The following is an 18,822-nucleotide window of genomic DNA, read 5'->3' on the forward strand; positions in this document are numbered from 1 at the left end:
ACCCTGCACATTCTTGCTGTATGTTGCCGTGTTTTATCCTGTTTGCTTTTTACTGGAAGGAGCCAGAATGCCCTTATTTGTTCCGGTGTCGAGCCTGTCCCGACGCCATCTGATTTTCCCGCTCTCGCTGGTGCTGTTCGAATTTGCCAGCTATATCGCCCACGATATGATCCAGCCGGGCATGCTGCTGGTAACCAGCGAATTTCACGTTGGCCCTGAATGGGTTTCCGCCTCGCTTACCGCCTATTTAATCGGCGGCATCGTACTGCAATGGTTACTCGGGCCGCTTTCGGATAAGGCAGGCCGTCGGCCGGTGATGCTGGCGGGCGTCGCCTTTTTTACGCTGGCCTGTTTTGCCACGCACTGGGTACAGAATATTGAGCAGTTTATTCTGCTGCGCCTGATGCAGGGAACCAGCCTTTGTTTTATTGGCGCGGTCGGCTACGCCACCATTCAGGAAGCCTTTAGCGAATCGCTGGCCGTAAAAATGATGGCGCTAATGGCTAACGTGGCGCTGATTGCGCCGCTGGCAGGCCCGCTGGCCGGAGCGGCTTTTCTGTCGATTGGCGAATGGCGCAGCATGTTCTGGCTGTTTGGCGGCGTTGCCGCGCTGGCGCTGGTTGGGCTGTGGCGCACCATGCCGGAAACGGCAGGCGATAAAACGCTGTCGCTGTCGCTTAAATCGCTGGCGGGCGGCTATCTTGCCTTGCTGAAAGATCGTCAGGTAATGGGCGGTTCGCTGGCGATTGGGCTGGTCTCGATTCCCTGTCTTGCGTGGGTGGCGCTGTCGCCGGTCATTTTAATCCATGACGAGGGCCTGACCAGGATGGATTATGCCCTGCTCCAGCTCCCGGTATTTATCGCGATGATTGCGGGCAACCTGACGCTGGGCCGGATTGCAGGTCGGCGGCCGATTGAGTATCCGCTGCGCCTGGCGGCCTGGCCTATTCTTACCGGTCTGGCGCTGGCAGCAGCGGCTAACGCCATCAATTTACATAGCTACCTGTGGCTGACCGCCGGACTGAGCCTGTACGGCTTTGGCACGGGGCTGGTTAACGCCAGTCTTTATCGCCTGACGCTTTATTCCAGCGACGCGGGCAAAGGCGGAGTGGCTGCAATGCTGGGAATGGTGAGTATTATCGTCTTTGCCCTGGGGATAGAGCTGGCGAAAAGCGCCTATTTTCGTGGCAACAGCTTCTGGTTTAGCGCGGTGAACTTGCTTTGTGGGCTGGCCTGGTTCTGGCTGGTGCGGGCATTTTTAAAAGAGCGTAAACGGCGCTCGACCGTCGTGTCGCTGTAGGTCTTTATTTCACTAACGGCTGAGGCAGATTTTTCTGCCTCGGCCAGCCAGGTTACTTTTTACGGTAAAGATCCTTGCGGCGATAAGGTTCGATATCGCCCTCTTTACGCGTTTTCAGCAGCTTGAGGATCCAGGTGTACTGTTCCGGATTCGGCCGCACCAGAATTTCGACTTCTTCATTCATTCTGCGCGCCAGCGTGGTGTCATCTGCCGTCAGCAGATCGTCCATCGGCGGACGCAAATAAATATCCAGACCGTGCGTTTTACTGTTATAGACCGGAAACAGCGGGATCACCCTGGCCCGGCAAACCTTCATCAGGCGTCCGACCGCAGGCAGCGTTGCTTTGTAAGTGGCAAAAAAGTCCACAAACTCGCTGTGCTCCGCGCCGTGATCCTGATCGGGCAGATAATATCCCCAGTACCCTTGCCGCACCGAGCTGATAAAAGGCTTGATGCCGTCATTGCGGGCATGCATACGCCCGCCAAAACGGCGGCGGACGGCGTTCCACATATAGTCCATAACGGGATCGCGCTGGTTATGGAACATCGCCGCCATTTTCTGGCCTTCCGACGCCAGCACCATCGCCGGAATATCTACCGCCCAGCCGTGCGGAACCAGAAAGATCACGTTCTGATTTTCGGCGCGGATCTGCTCAATAATTTCTTTATTGTGCCAGGTAATACGCTTACGCGTATGGGCCGGCCGCATGGCCAGCTCTGCCATCATCACCATGGACTGCGGTGCCGTCGCAAACATCTCATCAATAATCTTTTCGCGTTCGGATTCGGCTAGTTCCGGCAGGCAGTAAAACAGATTAATCTGCGCGCGACGGCGAGCACTTTTGGCGAATTTCCCGGCGAAGCGCCCCAGCGCGCCGAGCAAAGGATCGCGCAGGCCGACCGGCAGCCAGGCCATACCGGCGCACAGACCGATAGCCAGCCAGCTCCCCCAGTAACGCGGTAGCAGAAAAGATTTCTGAAAGGTGGGAATAAACTCAATGTTGCTTTTCTTATGTTCCATGCACTCGCCTCAAACTTTGAGCGGCTAATGATAGTGTTGACGAGCAATTTTGCAATGCCCGCGGCATTTACCGCGCAAAGAAAAAAGCCGACGGTGCATCCGTCGGCTTTATTGATAGTAATAACGGTTATTTAAAGCGCAGCTGCGGCGTAACTTCGCGAACCTGAGCCAGATAGTCGCTGCGATCTTTGCCGGTCAACCCTTCCATACGCGGCAGTTTCGCTGTCAGAGGATTAACCGCCTGGTTGTTGATCCAGACTTCAAAGTGCAGATGCGGCCCGGTAGAGCGCCCCGTGTTGCCGGTAAGCCCGATACGCTCGCCCCGCTTCACTTTATCACCCGGCTTCACCAGCAGCTTTTTCATGTGCATGTAGCGGGTCATATACTGGCGACCATGACGGATCGCCACATAGTTACCGGCACCGCCGCTGCGTTTAGCAACGATCACTTCGCCGTCGCCCACTGCCAGCACTGGCGTGCCCAGTGGAATAGCGAAATCCACGCCTTTATGCGGCGCAACACGGCCGGTTACCGGATTCAGGCGATGCGGATTGAAGTTGGAGGAAACGCGATACTGCTTCGCGGTCGGGAAGCGCATAAAACCGTGCGCCAGACCTGCCCCGCTGCGGTCATAAAACTTGCCGTCTGCGGCGCGAATCGCGTAATAATCTTTGCCGCCGGTTTGCAGGCGAACGCCAACCAGCTGGCTCTGCTGGCTTTTGCCTTCCATCATTTCGCGCGACATCAGCACGGAAAAACGGTCGCCGTTGCGCAGCTTGCGGAAATCCATTTGCCACTGTAGCGCTTTAATGACCGCGCTGATTTCACCGCTGCTCAGCCCGGCGCTGCGGGCGCTGGTTACAAAGCTACCGTCTACGGTGCCGGAAAGCACGCTGTTCTGCCATTCGCCCTTCTGCATAGCGGAAGAGGATTTGAACGTATCGCCAGAACGGTCATAGGTACGGGTTTCGCGACGCGACGCTTCCCAGGTTAAACGCTGGAGCTGGCCATCGTCGGTTAGCGTCCACGACAGCTGCTGCCCAATCTGGAGGTTACGCAGATCTTTATCGACCTTGACCAGCTGGTTGATATCTCCCATATCGATGCCATACTGATTAAGCACGCTGCTTAACGTATCTCCCGCAGACACCACGTAGTCGTGGGTGCCGGCTTCATTAGGTACATCCTCGTCCAGTTCATCCTTCGGCACATCATCATCAGGCGAAGGCGTATCCTGATCGATAGGCTCACTGGCTTCCGGCAGCAGCGTGCGCAGCTGGCTTTTGTCCAGCTCAATGCTTTTGACTATCGGATTGTCATCGCTGACGGTGGGATGATAAACGAATGGCCGCCATACGGAGACGGCCAGCGTGACAACGGTGAGCGAACCCAGCATAACGCGGTGGGTTCGCGGCAATGTATTAAACGCCATAGCGACAGCGCGGGCAATTTGCTGCACGTATTAGTTCCTCTATGCTCCTTTCAGACAGCTCGTATACTGGCTGGACAGCTGTGAGAGGAATGTCACATAGCTGTCTCTTCCCGGTGTGATGGCCGTTCCCAGCGGATCGAGCGTTCCTGAACGCACCGAGGTTCCTCTGGCAACGGCATCAATTACGGCCGGCCTGAATTGTGGCTCAGCAAAGACACAAACGGCCTTGTGCTCAACCAACTCTGTTCGAATTTGATGTAAACGCTGGGCGCCGGGCTGGATTTCAGGGTTAACGGTAAAATAACCTGTTGGGGTCAGACCGAAATGTTTTTCAAAGTATGCATACGCATCGTGAAAGACGAAATACCCTTTTCCTTTAACCGGCTTAAGCTGAGTCGCTATCTGCGTATCGGCCGTGGCCAATTCTGCCTCAAAGTGCTGCAGGTTCGCGTCTAGTTTGTCTCTGCTTTGCGGCATAAGTTCCAATAATTTTGCATGGATTGCAACCGCAGATTGCCGGGCGATCTCAGGCGACATCCACAGGTGCATATTATATTCGCCGTGGTGATGAGTATGGGCGTGACCGCGATCGGTTTCACTCCCCTCTTCATGCTCATTTTCATCTTCATCCTGACCGCGGATCAGCAGCGGTTTAACCGTCGATAAATCTGCCAGCTCAAGCGATTTTTGTGCGGGCAGCGCGGCGACGGCTTTCGGCATAAACGCTTCCATTTCCGGGCCAACCCAAACCACCAGATCCGCGTCCTGCAAGCGTTTGATGTCTGAAGGGCGCAATGAATAATCATGCTCGGAAGCGCCGTCAGGCAGCAAAATGTCGACCGGCGTCACGCCATCGGCAATGGCGGCGGCAATAAAACCTAATGGCTTAACGGAAGCGACTACGGCAGCCTGCGCGGGTGCGGCAAGCGAAGCGGCAAACCCCAGTGCAGCACAGAGGGCGAATAAGGGCTTGGTTTTATGTAACATAATGATTCAGTCCATCGTGACAGGTTGATGGATTGTGATATTATAACATTCGAAAACTTCTGCAAACTGTAATCCTATGTCCTCACTGATTAGCCTTGAAAAAATTTCCGTCAGCTTTGGTCAGCGCGCCGTGCTTTCCAACGTTTCTCTGGCGCTGGCACCCGGCAGGATATTAACGCTGCTTGGGCCTAACGGTGCCGGTAAGTCTACGCTGGTCCGCGTGGTGCTGGGACTGATTCAGCCAACGAAGGGCAGCGTGATTCGCCATGAACGGCTGCGTATTGGTTACGTGCCGCAAAAAATTCATCTGGATGCCACGCTGCCGCTGACGGTCGAGCGTTTTATGCTGTTGCGTGGCGGCGTCAAACGCGCCGACATTTTGCCCGCGTTAAAACGCGTACAGGCTGGCCAGCTGGTTAACGCGCCGCTGCAAAAGTTGTCGGGCGGTGAAATGCAGCGTGTCTTATTGGCGCGCGCCCTGCTCAATCAGCCACAGCTGCTGGTGCTGGATGAGCCGACCCAGGGCGTGGATGTTAACGGTCAGGTGGCGCTTTACGATCTGATCGATCAGCTGCGGCGCGAGCTGAACTGCGGCGTGCTGATGGTTTCGCACGATCTGCATCTGGTGATGGCGAAAACGGACGAGGTGCTGTGCCTGAATCAGCATATCTGCTGTTCGGGCACGCCGGAGGCGGTGTCGCAACATCCGGAGTTTATCTCTATGTTTGGCCCTCGCGGCGCGGAACAGCTGGCGATTTATCGCCATCAACATAATCATCGTCACGACCTTCAAGGACGTATCGTTTTACGTAGAGGACAAAACAAGTGATTGAACTGCTGTTACCCGGCTGGCTGGCGGGATTTTTTCTGGCGCTGGCAGCAGGCCCACTGGGCTCGTTTGTGGTCTGGCGGCGCATGTCCTATTTTGGCGACACGCTGGCGCACGCTTCGCTACTCGGCGTCGCTTTCGGTTTACTGCTGAATATTAGCCCGTTTTACGCGGTGATTGCCGTAACGCTGCTGCTGGCTTTGCTGCTGGTCTGGCTGGAGCGCCGCCCGCATCTGGCTATTGATACGCTGCTGGGCATTATGGCGCACTGCGCGCTGTCGTTAGGCCTGGTCGTGGTCAGCCTGATGTCCGGCGTGCGCGTAGATTTGATGGCCTATCTGTTTGGAGACTTACTGGCCGTAACGCCAGCCGACCTCTATACCATTGCCGCGGGTGTGGCCGTGGTACTGATTGTGCTGGCCGCAAACTGGCGCGCGCTGCTTTCTATGACGATTAGCCCTGAACTGGCGCAGGTGGACGGCGTGAATATCCAGCGCACCAAAATGGTATTGATGCTGGTTACGGCGTTGACCATTGGTGTGGCGATGAAGTTTGTCGGCGCGCTGATTATTACTTCGCTGCTGATTATCCCTGCCGCAACTGCCAGACGCTTCGCCCGCACGCCGGAGCAGATGGCCGCTTTCGCTGTGGTGGTAGGCATTCTGGCCGTCAGCGCCGGACTAACCTTTTCCGCCTTTTACGATACGCCAGCCGGCCCGTCGGTGGTGCTGGGCGCGTCGCTGATGTTTATGCTGAGCATGATGAAAAAACCGGCTGTGTAGCCGGTTTCTCTTACTCTTCCCGCGTGATGCCAAAGTGCTTATAGGCGTGCTGCGTTGCCATTCGGCCACGCGGCGTTCGCTGAATAAAGCCTTGCTGGATCAGATAAGGCTCCAGCACGTCCTCAATGGTTTCGCGCTCTTCGCCAATCGCCGCCGCCAGGTTATCCAGCCCGACCGGGCCGCCGGTAAACTTATCGATAATGGCCAGCAGCAGCTTGCGGTCCATATAGTCGAAGCCTTCCGTATCCACGTTAAGCATATCCAGCGCTCTGGCAGCCACGTCGCCGCTCAGGCTGCCCTGGGCTTTCACTTCCGAGAAATCCCTGACGCGGCGCAGCAGGCGGTTAGCGATACGCGGCGTACCGCGCGAACGGCGAGCGATTTCCAGTGCGCCCTCTTCGCTGAGCGGCAGACCCAGGCAGGCAGCGCTGCGGCCAACGATGTGCTGGAGATCTTCTACGCGATAAAACTCCAGGCGCTGCACAATGCCGAAGCGGTCGCGCAGCGGCGACGTTAACGACCCCGCACGCGTTGTCGCGCCAATCAGCGTAAACGGCGGCAGATCCAGCTTGATGGAGCGAGCCGCTGGCCCTTCGCCAATCATGATATCCAGCTGGTAATCTTCCATCGCCGGATAGAGCACCTCTTCCACTACTGGCGACAGACGATGGATTTCATCGATGAACAACACGTCGTGCGGTTCAAGGTTAGTGAGCATCGCCGCCAGATCGCCTGCTTTTTCCAGCACCGGGCCGGAAGTGGTGCGCAGGTTAACGCCCAGCTCGTTAGCGACAATACCGGCCAGCGTGGTTTTCCCCAGGCCCGGCGGCCCGAATACCAGCAGGTGATCCAGCGCGTCACCGCGCATTTTCGCGGCCTGGATGAAAATTTCCATCTGTTCACGCACCACCGGCTGGCCGACATACTCTTCCAGCAGCTTTGGACGGATGGCGCGGTCAATCACTTCTTCTTCGCTGAAGGTTCCCGGCGAGACCAGGCGGTCGGCTTCAATCATGCTTTACCTCAAATAGCTGCGCGCAGGGCTTCGCGGATCAGCGTTTCACAATCTGCATCCGGACGGCCCACTTTACCGACCATTCTGCTGGCTTCCTGAGGTTTATACCCCAGCGATACCAGCGCGGCAACGGCTTCTTCTTCCGCGTTATTGCCCGCCGCAGGTGCCTGGACTTCGCTGGTCAGCGCAAACGGCGCATCGGCAGCGAACAGGTCGCCGTGCATGCCTTTAAAGCGGTCTTTCATTTCTACCACCAGGCGCTCGGCGGTCTTTTTACCCACGCCAGGCAGCTTGACCAGCGCGGCGATCTCTTCACGCTCTACGGCCGTAACAAACTGCTGTGCGGACATGCCGGAAAGAATGGCCAGCGCCAGCTTTGGCCCGACGCCGTTAACTTTGATCAGCTCGCGAAACAGCGCCCGCTCCTGACGGCTGTTGAAGCCAAACAGCAGCTGTGCGTCTTCACGCACCACAAAATGGGTAAACACCGTCGCTTCTTGTTGCAGTTCGGGAAGCTCGTAAAAACAGGTCATCGGCATGTGCACTTCATAGCCTACGCCGCCGACTTCCAGCAGCACCAGCGGCGGCTGTTTTTCCAGAATATTGCCTCTCAGACGACCAATCACCTTAAGCTTCCTTCAGAAATAGGTTAATGCGGGGATTTATATCATAAAAAAAGCTGGATAGATATCCAGCTTATCAGGAACGCAGGCGGCCACGCGCCAGATTGAGCTTGCCTTCGCCCAGACGGTTAACGTTCTGGCTAAGGTGGCAATGCGTGATGGCAATAGCCAGCGCATCGGCGGCGTCTGCCTGCGGGTTGGCGGAAAGCTTCAGCAGCGTTCGCACCATGTGCTGCACCTGGCTTTTTTCGGCGCTGCCGATGCCGACTACGGTTTGCTTCACCTGGCGTGCAGCATACTCAAACACCGGCAGATCGTGATTCACTGCCGCGACAATAGCCGCCCCGCGAGCCTGGCCCAGCTTCAGCGCCGAGTCGGCGTTTTTCGCCATAAAGACCTGCTCGATGGCAAAATATTCCGGCTGAAACTGCGTGATGATCTCGCTGACGCCCGCATAAATCAGCTTCAGGCGCGACGGTAAATCGGTGGAGTTAGTGCGGATACAGCCGCTGCCCAGGTAGGTCAACTGGCGACCTACCTGGCGGATAATGCCGTAGCCGGTGATGCGTGAGCCGGGATCGATACCCAGAATGATCGCCATCACGCACCCCGTTTTTGTTGCTGTGAGGACGCCATTACAGCGTCGCCGCCACCTCGTCGGAGATCTCACCGTTATGGTAGACTTCCTGCACGTCGTCACAATCTTCCAGCATATCGATCAGGCGCAGCAGTTTTGGTGCGGTTTCCGCATCCATATCCGCTTTGGTCGATGGGATCATGGTGACTTCTGCGCTGTCGGCGTTCAGACCGGCTGCGGTCAGCGCGTCTTTGACTTCGCCCAATGATTCCCAGGCGGTGAATACGTCAATAGCGCCATCGTCGTAGGTCACTACGTCGTCTGCACCGGCTTCCAGCGCCGCATCCATCACGGTATCTTCTTCCAGGCCCGGTGCGAAAGAGATCACGCCTTTACGGGTAAACAGATAGGCTACGGAGCCATCGGTGCCCAGGTTGCCACCGGTTTTGGTAAAGGCGTGACGCACTTCGGAAACGGTACGGTTACGGTTGTCGCTCAGGCATTCAACCATGACCGCCGTGCCGCCAGGACCGTAGCCTTCATAGATGATGGTTTCCATGTTGCTGTCGTCTTCACCGCCGACGCCGCGCGCGATAGCGCGGTTCATGGTGTCACGCGTCATGTTGTTGGACAGCGCTTTATCCATTGCCGCACGCAGACGCGGGTTAGAACCGGCATCGCCGCCGCCCAGTTTTGCCGCCGTCACCAGCTCGCGGATGATTTTAGTGAAAATCTTGCCGCGTTTGGCATCCTGAGCCGCTTTACGGTGCTTAGTGTTTGCCCATTTACTATGACCAGCCATTAAATCTTTTCTCCAGATAAATATCGGACAGGCTATCTTACTTGCAACTTTGTCCGCTGGCAGTGCTCGCAATCCTCACGTACTGAAGTACGCTGCGGTTGCTGCGCGCTGGCAGCGAACAAATTTGCTGCGCCGATAAACGCCTGAACGTTTGACTTATTCCATTCCATCGGCCGCTTACTGGTCGGCCCCGGAGTTAAATAACAAATTCTTCGATTGCCTGGCGGTTACTCCAGGATCGCGTCAGCGCCGCCGCTTCTGCCGCCGCCAGCCAGCGGTAAGCCAGATGTTCGCTGATGGTGATATCGCGTTCACAAGGCAGCGCCAGGCAGAACCAGTGCTCGCTGTTGTGCGTAACCTCTGGCGCGTAGCGGTGGCGGAAATGCGCAAAGATTTCGAATTCTATCTGACGTTGGCAGTCCACTAATGTGAGCTGTCCGGCGTTGATATCAATTCCCGTCTCTTCGAGCACTTCGCGCCGTGCGGTTTCCGCCAGGCTTTCGCCCTCTTCCTGGCTGCCCGTTACGGACTGCCAGAAGGTGGTATCGTCACGCCGCTGCAGCATCAGCACCCGTCCGGTATCGCGGGCGTAGATCACCACCAGTACCGAAACGGGCTGCTTATACGCCATTAGTTGTTCTCTGACTGTTCGTCGGAGGATTTCTGATACTTTTTCATCACCTCAATGCCCAGCTCGCCCAGCGAGGCCGGATTAGCGAAGTTTGGCGCTTCGGTCATCAGACAGGCCGCTGCCGTCGTTTTCGGGAAGGCAATAACGTCACGGATGTTATCCGTACCGGTTAACAGCATAACCAGGCGATCCAGACCGAAAGCTAAACCAGCGTGCGGCGGCGTACCAAACTTCAGCGCATCCAGCAGGAAGCCGAACTTCTCGCGCTGTTCCTGCTCGGTGATACCCAGAATGCCAAATACCGTTTGCTGCATCTGGCCGTTGTGGATACGCACGGAGCCGCCGCCGACTTCGTAGCCGTTAATCACCATGTCGTAGGCGTTGGCGATAGCCGTTTCCGGCGCGTTTTTCAGTTCGGCAGGCGTCATATCGCGCGGCGCGGTGAACGGATGGTGCATCGCGGTGAGGCCGCCTTCGCCATCTTCTTCAAACATAGGGAAGTCAACCACCCACAGCGGCGCCCACGCGTTGCCGTTGGTGATATCCAGATCGCGGCCCAGCTTCAGGCGCAGCGCACCCAGCGCATCGGCAACGATTTTCGCGCTGTCGGCGCCAAAGAAGATAGCATCGCCATCGGCGGCGGAAGTGCGGGTCAGGATCTCTTCGACAATTTCCGCGCTCAGGAATTTGGCAACCGGGCTGCTGATGCCTTCCAGGCCCTTCGCACGCTCGTTAACCTTCATCCACGCCAGGCCTTTCGCGCCGTAGATTTCTACAAACTTGCCGTATTCATCAATCTGCTTACGGCTAAGCGCTGCGCCGCCAGGCACGCGCAGTGCCGCCACGCGGCCTTTAACGTCGTTAGCCGGGCCGGAGAAGACTTTAAACTCGACTGCCTTCAGCAGATCGGCAACGTCCACCAGCTCCATTGGGTTACGCAGATCCGGCTTGTCGGAGCCGTAACGACGCATCGCTTCCGCAAAGGTCATCATCGGGAAATCGCCAAGCTCGACACCTTTGACGTCCTGCCACAGGTCGCGCACCATCCGCTCCATGATTTCACGCACCTGAGGGGCGGTCATAAAGGAGGTTTCTACGTCGATCTGGGTAAATTCCGGCTGGCGATCGGCGCGCAGGTCTTCGTCACGGAAGCACTTCACGATTTGATAATAGCGGTCGAAGCCGGACATCATCAGCAGCTGTTTGAACAGCTGAGGCGACTGCGGCAGCGCATAAAACTTGCCTTTATGCACGCGGCTTGGCACCAGATAGTCGCGCGCGCCTTCCGGCGTGGCTTTGGTCAGCATCGGCGTTTCGATATCTAAAAAGCCGTTATCGTCCATAAAGCGGCGAACGAAGCTGGTGATTTTCGCACGGGTTTTCAGGCGCTGCGCCATCTCCGGACGACGCAGATCCAGATAGCGATACTTCAGGCGCGCTTCTTCGCTGTTAACCTGGTTAGAGTCCAGCGGCAGCGGCTCGGCGCGGTTGATAATGGTCAGGTCGGTCGCAAAGACTTCGACTTCACCCGTCGCCATATCGCTGTTTTTGTTTTTTTCGTCACGGGCACGCACGGTGCCGGTAAGCTGAATGCAGAACTCGTTACGCAGTTCAGAGGCCAGCTTAAAAGCGTCCTGGCGATCGGGATCGAAGAACACCTGCACGATACCTTCACGATCGCGCATATCGATAAAGATCAGGCTTCCCAGATCGCGGCGGCGGTTAACCCACCCGCACAGTGTCACTTGTTGGCCTACGTGAGACAGGTTGATCTGTCCGCAATACTCAGTACGCATAACGCTATCCTTTTAACTTCGCCGCTCACGGGCAGCATCTTTAATGTTATCTGTTCAGGGCGATGCCGCCGCGAAAAAGGCGGCTATTATAATGGAAAAAGCCCGGCGCGATAAGTGCCGCTTCCAGCCAGCGGCGCCGAAAGCCAACAAAAACCGCTACAATTATCCTGCATCTCACAAAAGCTAACAAATTTCACGCGTCTCTCACATTGTTGTTATCGCCCAAATGGGCTGACTGCCTGTATTCTCGACCGTTTTCCCTGACATTCGGAGCAAATATGTTGGAATTAAATGCAGCGACCACCGCGCTGGTGCTGATTGATTTACAGGAAGGCATTCTGCCTTTCGCCGGTGGCCCTTACACGGCGGCAGATGTGGTTACCCGTTCAGCAAAGCTGGCCGATAAATTCCGTGCCGCCAATGCGCCGGTAGTCCTGGTGCGCGTAGGCTGGGCAAAAGACTTTGGCGATGCACCAAAGCAGCCTGTCGACAACAGCCACGGCGGCCCGCTGCCGGACAACTGGTGGGACTGGCCGGAAGCGCTGGGCAAACAGGACAGCGATATCGAAGTCATCAAGCACCAGTGGGGCGCGTTTTACGGCACCGATCTGGAGCTACAGCTGCGCCGTCGCGGTATTGATACCATCGTGCTGGGCGGCATTTCTACCAATATTGGCGTAGAATCTACCGCGCGTAACGCCTGGGAACTGGGCTTTAACCTGATCGTGGCAGAAGATATTTGCGCCGCTGGCAGCACGGAAGAGCATAACGGCAGCTTTAAGTATATTTTCCCTCGTCTGGGTCGCGTTCGCACCTCTGACGACATTATCGCCGCGCTGTAATTACCGCCAGCGATCGCACGGAAGCGGTCGCTGTTGCAGGATAAAAGGAATAAAGATGAAGCCTTTTTATCTGGGTCTGCCGCAGTGGCAGCATCCACAATGGAAAAAGCTGGGCATGGAAACGCTTGCCGACTACGCACGCTACTTTAACTGCGTAGAAGGCAACACCACGCTTTACGCATTGCCGCGTCCTGACATTGTGCAGCGCTGGTATGACATGACCCATGACGACTTTCGTTTCTGCTTTAAATTTCCCGCCACCATCAGCCACAAGGCTGCCTTGCGCGACAGCGGCGATCTGACCGCAGAATTTTTCAGCCTGCTGGCCCCGCTCGCTTCCCGCATCGGTCAGTACTGGCTACAGCTTCCCTCCGCCTTTTCGCCAGCCGATTTGCCCGCGCTCTGGTCGTTTCTTGACGGCTTGCCAAAAACGTTCAGCTACGGCGTGGAAGTGCGTCATCCTGAATTTTTCGCCAAGGGCGAGGCTGAAAAAGCGCTGAATGCGGGTTTACACCAGCGCAGCGTGAATCGGGTCATTCTGGACACGCGCGGCGTACATTCCGCTATCGCCAGTAATCCGGCCATTATTGAAGCGCAGCGCAAAAAACCCCATCTGCCGGTACATGCGGTGATGACTGCCGACCAGCCGATGATCCGCTTTATCGGCGGCGATGACGCCAGCGCTAATTTACAATGGTTTGAAGCCTGGCAAAAAAAGCTGCCGCAGTGGCGTGAACAGGGCCAGCCGTGGCTGTTTATTCATACGCCAGACGTGGCCTTCGCGCCCGGGATGGTGCAAAGCCTCTGGCCCGCGTTGCAGCAAGCCGTGCCGGATATTGGCGCAATGCCGGACTGGCCGCAGCAGGAAAGTTTATTCTGAACTGGACGAACAGGAGCATTTGCTGACAGCGCGTCTTTTCGCCGCTATGATGGCGCCTGACGTTTTAGCCTGCACGGAGTAAGGATGGTCAGCGCGCTGTATGTGGTGCTTGGAGCACTGTTTCTTATCAAGTTTTCTTTTGACGTGGTGCGTTTGCGCCGTCAGTACCGCGTGTCTCATGGCGACGGCGGCTTTTATGAACTGCAAACGGCCATTCGTATTCACGGCAACGCGGTTGAGTATATTCCTCTCGCCCTGCTGCTGCTGGTGGTGATGGAGATGAACGGCGCGGACATGTGGATGCTACATCTGTCCGGACTCTTCTTTTTCCTTGGCCGTGTTTTACACAGCTACGGCATGCGCACCAGCACGCTGTTATGGCGTAAAAACGGGATGATCATCACTATGCTGTCGCTGCTGGCAATGATTATTCTCAATTTGATTTTTCTTCCCTGGGATCTGGTTTTTACCCTTAACTAGCCGCAGCCGTTAATTCAGCGGCAGAAAAGATGCAGCCCGCGTCGCTTTCTGCCAGAATACGCCCTTTCGTTTTTCCGGATTTACCACTATGTCTAACCGCGATACGCTGTTCTCCGCGCCAATTGCCAAACTGGGCGACTGGACGTTCGACGAGCGCGTGGCCGAAGTTTTTCCCGATATGATCCAGCGCTCGGTGCCCGGCTATTCGAACATTATTTCGATGATCGGCATGCTGGCCGAGCGTTTTGTCCAGCCGCATAGCCAGGTTTACGATCTGGGCTGCTCGCTGGGTGCCGCCACGCTGTCGGTGCGTCGTAATATTAAAGCAGAAGGCTGCCGGATTATTTCCGTCGATAACTCCCCCGCGATGGTAGAACGCTGCCGCCGCCATATCGACGCCTTTCGCGCCGACACCCCGGTAGAGGTTATTGAAGCCGATATTCGTCATATCCCCATCGAAAATGCCTCGCTGGTGGTGCTGAACTTTACGTTACAGTTTTTAGAACCTGCTGAGCGCCAGGCGCTGCTTAACACCATCTGGCAAGGGCTGCGTCCCGGCGGCGCGCTGGTGCTTTCTGAAAAATTCAGCTTTGCCGACGCGGACGTGGGCGAGCTGCTGTTTAATATGCACCACGACTTTAAACGGGCTAACGGCTACAGCGAACTGGAGATCAGCCAGAAGCGCAGCATGCTGGAAAACGTCATGCTGACCGACAGCGTGGAAACGCATAAGGCGCGGCTGCGTACCGCCGGTTTTGAGCACGCCGAGCTGTGGTTCCAGTGCTTTAATTTTGGCTCGCTGATTGCGCTGAAGGCAGGAACTGACTGATGGATTTTGGTAATTTTTATCAGCTTATCGCTAAAAGCCCGCTGTCGCACTGGCTGGAAACCTTACCGGCGCAGATTGCCGCCTGGCAGCGTGAACAGCTGCACGGCCATTTCAAGAACTGGGATCGCTCCGTTGAGCATTTGCCGGTCATCGTGCCGGAAACGCTGGACTTGCTGCACAGCGTAAGCGCCGACAGCAGCCACCTGAGCGAGCGCCAGCGCGGCGGCCTTGAAAGCCTGCTGCGCAATCTGATGCCGTGGCGCAAAGGCCCTTATTCGCTGTACGGCGTGAATATCAATACCGAATGGCGCTCGGACTGGAAGTGGGACCGCGTGCTGCCGCATATCTCGTCGCTGGCTGGCCGTACCGTGCTGGACGTTGGCTGCGGCAGCGGCTATCACATGTGGCGCATGGTTGGCGCGGGCGCGAATCTGGTGGTCGGTATCGATCCGATGCAGCTGTTTATCTGTCAGTTTGAGGCGGTGCGCAAGCTGTTGGGTAACGATCAGCGCGCGCACGTGCTGCCGCTGGGGATTGAACAGCTGCCGGAACTGAAGGCCTTTGATACCGTCTTTTCAATGGGCGTGCTTTATCACCGCCGTTCGCCGCTGGATCACCTTTATCAGCTAAAAAACCAGCTGGTCAGCGGCGGCGAGCTGGTGCTGGAAACGCTGGTCGTTGAAGGCGACGAGCATGCGGTGCTGGTGCCGGGCGAACGCTATGCGCAGATGCGTAACGTTTATTTTATTCCGTCTACCGGCGCGCTGAAAAACTGGCTGGAAAAGTGCGGCTTCGTTGACGTTAAAATCGCGGACTACTCTGTTACCTCAACTGACGAACAGCGCCGCACCGACTGGATGACCAGCGAGTCGCTGGCGGAATTCCTCGACCCCAACGACCCGACTAAAACCGTTGAAGGCTATCCGGCCCCGCTGCGCGCCGTGCTGGTGGCGCGAAAACCTTAGGTCGATTGCAACCCGAAGTGGATTTCGTCCTGTCCGGATGATGTTCTTTCCGTGGAAACCCGGATACTGCGCCTGTGCGGTATCCGGCATGGCTTATCCGGCTCTGGCTTATGCAGGTGTGGTTTATCCGGATCGGGCTTATTAATATCTCTCGGAAGAACTGCACTCAGAAACGGGACTACGGCACGGGGTCGTAAAGGGATGAATATATCCACCAACAAGGTACAGAAAATCTGATTAACTATATGTAATATTAATATCTCCGATGTGCTTTCTCTACTACGCCTGTGATTTCTCCTTTATCCAGAACAACGAGGAAACTGACTCTGCTTTTAAAATACTTCCCAATACATATATAAGGATCTCCTGCATCGCAAATATTAACATTACTAACAAGCATTTTCTCGATTAGAGTGCTTACGTCATGAGACTTGAGATCTATTATTATTTCATCGTCTTCTGACTGGGACATTATATAGTTAGCCAGATGTTCTTTTTTTAGAACGGCTTTTATATCACCTTTACTATCAACGCAAATCGTAAATTTCGAGTTATTTATTTTACTGATGTTTTCATCGAGAGTTACTACTGTAAAATCCTTATCACATCGGTCGCTTATCAAAACACTCCCATTCCCTTTTGGCGAAGGTTTCATGCGTAAACATTCGTTGACAGTGGAATGGTGCTTTACCCAGAGGCTGGTTTCAGTTGACAACCATTGCAATGTATGCAGTATGTCAATATGCATCTGACTCAAGTTCATTTTATGTATTGGTTCATAATGCGCAATACGATTTCGAAAATCGTTAATGCCCTTGACCGTTTTCTCGAACTCTTTTCGAGTCATAGAGACATTCGGCAATAAATTCTTCATGTTTTTTTGCCATACAAACCTGTCGTACTCTGGTCTAAACAGGTTTGACCAAAAATCAAAAGTTAATGTTGAAATAATATCTTCCTTGTTAGGCTTTTTAGCTCTTCTTATCCCACGATCCAGCGCATCCATGCTTTCATCCGACAATCCCGATCTGAAAGAGCTATGGTCAAACCATTTTTCATCGAAATAAACGCTGAATACCTCGCTCATCCTGTTCCGAAGAGTGACCTCAAGAATATGTAAGGGATAAAGGAAGGATTTTGACAGCCGTGCATTATAAAGATACAAACTGAAAGCATACTGGGTATTAAACCCAGCACTTTTTAAGTACGGCGCAAAGCGCTCTTTAGACAGGTTTTCAATGAGGCTGGCCTCATTGCCAGCATAATCGTAAGGAACTTGACTTTCAGCCATAGGTGTTTAGAATCCTTTTCAGAGCAGTTGGTTCGGCCCCTCTGGTGTTCATACTAAGCGCCTCCAACAATCTACTTAGATCCCCGAGACAGACTTTAGTCCCTCTCGGGGTTTCGCATTTTTGGAGGTGACACTTTTTCCGGTTCCTCCTTAGTGCAAATCATTGTAGCAACCTTCCTTTATTCTACTCGTGCTAACACTCTAAATTATTTGAAGTTACTACTTCAATATGTACTTTTCATTTTCCCCAGGAACCAATGCACAACCGTGACCTGTTCATCACTGATGCACATAAAGAGACGCTAGTTACTTATCACCAGAAACGTGAGGTCATCTCTTTTAACAATAGCGCCGATTCCGGCCGATTTGATATCTTTAATCGCTGATGCAATAGCCTCATTCAGAGAATTAGCTTCACGGTCGAACTCAACGCAGACGGATTTTCCGTATGCGCATAGCAACGCATCGTCACAGCCGCTTTCATGCAGTGCGTCTTCAAGTCCTTTAGTCTGATTCGTTACGCCTGGCAGTGCCAGAATGAAGCTATAGAGCGCCATAATTCCTCTTTATTGAGTAGTCAGAGTATTCCGTCACCCGATAAGAGGCGGTTGTTGCTACCTCTACACTATGAATAAGCATACTGTTATGACACGCTTTACGTAACCCCCACCAAATTACCTTCAATAAAAATAACGAACCACAACAGAACCTCTATATTACTAAAAGCCTTAACCTTTAAAAGTTACTTGTATTTTCATTACGAGCCACCTCGCAAAAAATGACGACTTATTTCAGGTTTTCTTACTATTTTTCGAGCACCCTTCCATAACAAAAATCCCATCAATTATTCGAAGGAAAAAAGGGTAATTCAGTATTGACCAGGCAGATAAAAAGAATAGAGTGGGCATGCGCCGAACAAAGTCGGCCGCGTTAAATAGCGAAGCTCGCCAGTGGTGAGACACTGACGAGCTTCTTACCACAATGTTAAACGGAGTAACATCATGGCTGTGAAACAGTTTACCCAAACTCGCCCCGAGTTTACAAATTTTTCATCACTTCCTGCGGGAATGGACTTTATTGACCTGGCGGAATATAACGAGCGACTCGTTTCCGCCTTAATGGAGACGGATAATGACATGGAACGCCTTGCGCTTTTTAAAAAGCTTACCGCCAGCTTTGAGAAATTACGGTCAATTTATCAGGAGCCGGTTCCCGATAACCGTATTATGCAATTAACAACAGGTGACGTTACTACGCTTCGTAATACGCCTTTTATTACGGAGCCTGAAACCCTTACCGACTATTGCCAGGCTTTGACGCAGGTATTAATGAGCGGCTCCGTCAGTGGGGAAACGCAACAGAACCTGCTTTGCCTGCTGTTCGAGCTGGTGAACTTTCAGGTCGATGATTTGAAAGCGCCACGCTATATGGAAACCTATGGCGGTTTGGTACAGATTCGGTAAGGTTGCGGGAACTTAATGCGGCAATTCCATTGCTAATGCGCTGCTACGATCCTGTAGCAGCTCTTACAGCGATCTTCCACAGCAACCCAATTGCCAATGTTTTGCACCGCTCCCGCAGCGCCTCTCACAGCAACTCAATCGCTCAACCAGCAGCAAGGGCTGGTCGGATAAGCGGACCGTTTGGCGCATGGACGCGCCAGGCGAGCCTGGAGGGATGTATTAACGGCGTGTCCGCGTTCCGATCTGCCCTTGCAGCTTTACACCCGACGTGCAGCAA

Annotated in this window: 20 protein-coding genes; 9 read left to right on the forward strand and 11 right to left on the reverse strand. The window is 54.5% G+C overall.

Annotated features, from left to right (window positions below; all coding sequences use genetic code 11):
* Positions 1-67: 67 nt before the first annotated feature.
* The gene (locus tag KUE00_RS00530; protein ID WP_246757548.1) at positions 68-1,300 is read left to right on the forward strand and encodes an MFS transporter; all 1,233 of its coding nucleotides are present in this window, start codon (positions 68-70) and stop codon (positions 1,298-1,300) included.
* A 52-nt stretch (positions 1,301-1,352) separates the two neighbouring features.
* Here the strand turns inward: KUE00_RS00530 and lpxM are convergent, their stop codons facing one another.
* The 3 genes from lpxM to znuA all read right to left on the reverse strand — a co-directional run bounded on the left by lpxM (position 1,353) and on the right by znuA (position 4,740).
* Positions 1,353-2,321 carry a lauroyl-Kdo(2)-lipid IV(A) myristoyltransferase gene (gene lpxM, locus KUE00_RS00535; RefSeq protein WP_246757549.1) on the reverse strand — a complete coding sequence of 323 codons (969 nt, stop codon included), beginning with the start codon at positions 2,319-2,321 and terminating at the stop codon, positions 1,353-1,355.
* A 127-nt stretch (positions 2,322-2,448) separates the two neighbouring features.
* Positions 2,449-3,780, reverse strand: a complete 1,332-nt coding sequence (mepM, locus tag KUE00_RS00540) for a murein DD-endopeptidase MepM (RefSeq protein WP_246757550.1) — start codon at positions 3,778-3,780, stop codon at positions 2,449-2,451.
* Between the two features lie 12 nt (positions 3,781-3,792).
* Positions 3,793-4,740 (reverse strand): zinc ABC transporter substrate-binding protein ZnuA, encoded by a 948-nt coding sequence (gene znuA, locus KUE00_RS00545; protein ID WP_246757551.1) that lies wholly within the window; start codon positions 4,738-4,740, stop codon positions 3,793-3,795.
* A 76-nt stretch (positions 4,741-4,816) separates the two neighbouring features.
* Between znuA and znuC the strand changes: the two genes are divergently transcribed.
* Positions 4,817-5,569, forward strand: a complete 753-nt coding sequence (znuC, locus tag KUE00_RS00550) for a zinc ABC transporter ATP-binding protein ZnuC (RefSeq protein ID WP_246757552.1) — start codon at positions 4,817-4,819, stop codon at positions 5,567-5,569.
* Positions 5,566-6,351, forward strand: coding sequence for a zinc ABC transporter permease subunit ZnuB (gene znuB, locus KUE00_RS00555; protein ID WP_246757553.1), 786 nt, complete (start codon positions 5,566-5,568; stop codon positions 6,349-6,351). Before znuC ends, znuB begins: the two co-directional genes overlap by 4 nt.
* Positions 6,352-6,361: 10 nt before the next feature.
* Here znuB and ruvB read toward each other — a convergent pair whose 3' ends face one another.
* The 6 genes from ruvB to aspS form a co-directional block, all read right to left on the reverse strand.
* Positions 6,362-7,366 carry a Holliday junction branch migration DNA helicase RuvB gene (ruvB, locus tag KUE00_RS00560; RefSeq protein ID WP_246757554.1) on the reverse strand — a complete coding sequence of 335 codons (1,005 nt, stop codon included), beginning with the start codon at positions 7,364-7,366 and terminating at the stop codon, positions 6,362-6,364.
* A gap of 8 nt (positions 7,367-7,374) precedes the next feature.
* Positions 7,375-7,992, reverse strand: coding sequence for a Holliday junction branch migration protein RuvA (gene ruvA, locus KUE00_RS00565; RefSeq protein WP_246757555.1), 618 nt, complete (start codon positions 7,990-7,992; stop codon positions 7,375-7,377).
* Between the two features lie 73 nt (positions 7,993-8,065).
* Positions 8,066-8,590: a crossover junction endodeoxyribonuclease RuvC gene (gene ruvC / locus KUE00_RS00570; protein ID WP_246757556.1), complete on the reverse strand. Its 525-nt coding sequence runs from the start codon at positions 8,588-8,590 to the stop codon at positions 8,066-8,068.
* Between the two features lie 34 nt (positions 8,591-8,624).
* Positions 8,625-9,368 (reverse strand): YebC/PmpR family DNA-binding transcriptional regulator, encoded by a 744-nt coding sequence (locus tag KUE00_RS00575; RefSeq protein ID WP_246757557.1) that lies wholly within the window; start codon positions 9,366-9,368, stop codon positions 8,625-8,627.
* A gap of 196 nt (positions 9,369-9,564) precedes the next feature.
* On the reverse strand, positions 9,565-9,999 hold the full coding sequence (gene nudB / locus KUE00_RS00580) for a dihydroneopterin triphosphate diphosphatase (protein ID WP_246757558.1): 435 nt from the start codon (positions 9,997-9,999) through the stop codon (positions 9,565-9,567).
* Complete coding sequence (gene aspS, locus KUE00_RS00585; RefSeq protein ID WP_246757559.1) at positions 9,999-11,795, reverse strand: aspartate--tRNA ligase; 1,797 nt, start codon at positions 11,793-11,795, stop codon at positions 9,999-10,001. Before aspS ends, nudB begins: the two co-directional genes overlap by 1 nt.
* Before the next feature lie 278 nt (positions 11,796-12,073).
* Here aspS and KUE00_RS00590 point away from each other — a divergent pair, with 278 nt between their 5' ends.
* The 5 genes from KUE00_RS00590 (at position 12,074) to cmoB (ending at position 15,791) form a co-directional block, all read left to right on the forward strand.
* On the forward strand, positions 12,074-12,637 hold the full coding sequence (locus tag KUE00_RS00590; RefSeq protein ID WP_246757560.1) for a hydrolase: 564 nt from the start codon (positions 12,074-12,076) through the stop codon (positions 12,635-12,637).
* Between the two features lie 55 nt (positions 12,638-12,692).
* Positions 12,693-13,517, forward strand: a complete 825-nt coding sequence (locus KUE00_RS00595; RefSeq protein WP_246757561.1) for a DUF72 domain-containing protein — start codon at positions 12,693-12,695, stop codon at positions 13,515-13,517.
* Between the two features lie 84 nt (positions 13,518-13,601).
* On the forward strand, positions 13,602-13,997 hold the full coding sequence (locus tag KUE00_RS00600; RefSeq protein ID WP_246757562.1) for an MAPEG family protein: 396 nt from the start codon (positions 13,602-13,604) through the stop codon (positions 13,995-13,997).
* Between the two features lie 88 nt (positions 13,998-14,085).
* Positions 14,086-14,826, forward strand: a complete 741-nt coding sequence (gene cmoA / locus KUE00_RS00605) for a carboxy-S-adenosyl-L-methionine synthase CmoA (RefSeq protein WP_246757563.1) — start codon at positions 14,086-14,088, stop codon at positions 14,824-14,826.
* Complete coding sequence (cmoB, locus tag KUE00_RS00610) at positions 14,826-15,791, forward strand: tRNA 5-methoxyuridine(34)/uridine 5-oxyacetic acid(34) synthase CmoB (RefSeq protein WP_246757564.1); 966 nt, start codon at positions 14,826-14,828, stop codon at positions 15,789-15,791. The genes cmoA and cmoB overlap by 1 nt, the downstream gene beginning before the upstream one ends.
* A gap of 253 nt (positions 15,792-16,044) precedes the next feature.
* On the opposite strand, the gene KUE00_RS00615 is transcribed toward cmoB, so the two are convergent.
* A complete protein-coding gene (locus tag KUE00_RS00615; protein ID WP_246757565.1) occupies positions 16,045-17,082 on the reverse strand; it encodes an Abi family protein in 1,038 nt (345 codons plus the stop codon).
* A 302-nt stretch (positions 17,083-17,384) separates the two neighbouring features.
* Entirely contained in the window at positions 17,385-17,639 is a 255-nt protein-coding gene (locus tag KUE00_RS00620; protein WP_425523549.1) for a hypothetical protein, read from the reverse strand.
* Positions 17,640-18,083: 444 nt separating this feature from the next.
* Here KUE00_RS00620 and KUE00_RS00625 point away from each other — a divergent pair, with 444 nt between their 5' ends.
* Complete coding sequence (locus tag KUE00_RS00625) at positions 18,084-18,545, forward strand: hypothetical protein (protein WP_246757566.1); 462 nt, start codon at positions 18,084-18,086, stop codon at positions 18,543-18,545.
* The last annotated feature ends 277 nt before the right edge of the window (positions 18,546-18,822 follow it).

Source organism: Erwinia phyllosphaerae (genome assembly GCF_019132875.1).
Lineage (GTDB): Bacteria > Pseudomonadota > Gammaproteobacteria > Enterobacterales > Enterobacteriaceae > Erwinia > Erwinia phyllosphaerae.

Bases quoted from the DNA above. Each gene is read 5' to 3' on its own strand.
- KUE00_RS00530 (WP_246757548.1), top strand. From the start codon at position 68: ATGCCCTTATTTGTTCCGGTGTCGAGCCTGTCCCGACGCCATCTGATT.
- lpxM (WP_246757549.1), bottom strand. From the start codon at position 2,321: ATGGAACATAAGAAAAGCAACATTGAGTTTATTCCCACCTTTCAGAAA.
- znuA (WP_246757551.1), bottom strand. From the start codon at position 4,740: ATGTTACATAAAACCAAGCCCTTATTCGCCCTCTGTGCTGCACTGGGG.
- znuC (WP_246757552.1), top strand. From the start codon at position 4,817: ATGTCCTCACTGATTAGCCTTGAAAAAATTTCCGTCAGCTTTGGTCAG.
- ruvB (WP_246757554.1), bottom strand. From the start codon at position 7,366: ATGATTGAAGCCGACCGCCTGGTCTCGCCGGGAACCTTCAGCGAAGAA.
- ruvC (WP_246757556.1), bottom strand. From the start codon at position 8,590: ATGGCGATCATTCTGGGTATCGATCCCGGCTCACGCATCACCGGCTAC.
- KUE00_RS00575 (WP_246757557.1), bottom strand. From the start codon at position 9,368: ATGGCTGGTCATAGTAAATGGGCAAACACTAAGCACCGTAAAGCGGCT.
- nudB (WP_246757558.1), bottom strand. From the start codon at position 9,999: ATGGCGTATAAGCAGCCCGTTTCGGTACTGGTGGTGATCTACGCCCGC.
- aspS (WP_246757559.1), bottom strand. From the start codon at position 11,795: ATGCGTACTGAGTATTGCGGACAGATCAACCTGTCTCACGTAGGCCAA.
- KUE00_RS00590 (WP_246757560.1), top strand. From the start codon at position 12,074: ATGTTGGAATTAAATGCAGCGACCACCGCGCTGGTGCTGATTGATTTA.
- KUE00_RS00595 (WP_246757561.1), top strand. From the start codon at position 12,693: ATGAAGCCTTTTTATCTGGGTCTGCCGCAGTGGCAGCATCCACAATGG.
- KUE00_RS00600 (WP_246757562.1), top strand. From the start codon at position 13,602: ATGGTCAGCGCGCTGTATGTGGTGCTTGGAGCACTGTTTCTTATCAAG.
- cmoA (WP_246757563.1), top strand. From the start codon at position 14,086: ATGTCTAACCGCGATACGCTGTTCTCCGCGCCAATTGCCAAACTGGGC.
- cmoB (WP_246757564.1), top strand. From the start codon at position 14,826: ATGGATTTTGGTAATTTTTATCAGCTTATCGCTAAAAGCCCGCTGTCG.
- KUE00_RS00615 (WP_246757565.1), bottom strand. From the start codon at position 17,082: ATGGCTGAAAGTCAAGTTCCTTACGATTATGCTGGCAATGAGGCCAGC.
- KUE00_RS00620 (WP_425523549.1), bottom strand. From the start codon at position 17,639: ATGGCGCTCTATAGCTTCATTCTGGCACTGCCAGGCGTAACGAATCAG.
- KUE00_RS00625 (WP_246757566.1), top strand. From the start codon at position 18,084: ATGGCTGTGAAACAGTTTACCCAAACTCGCCCCGAGTTTACAAATTTT.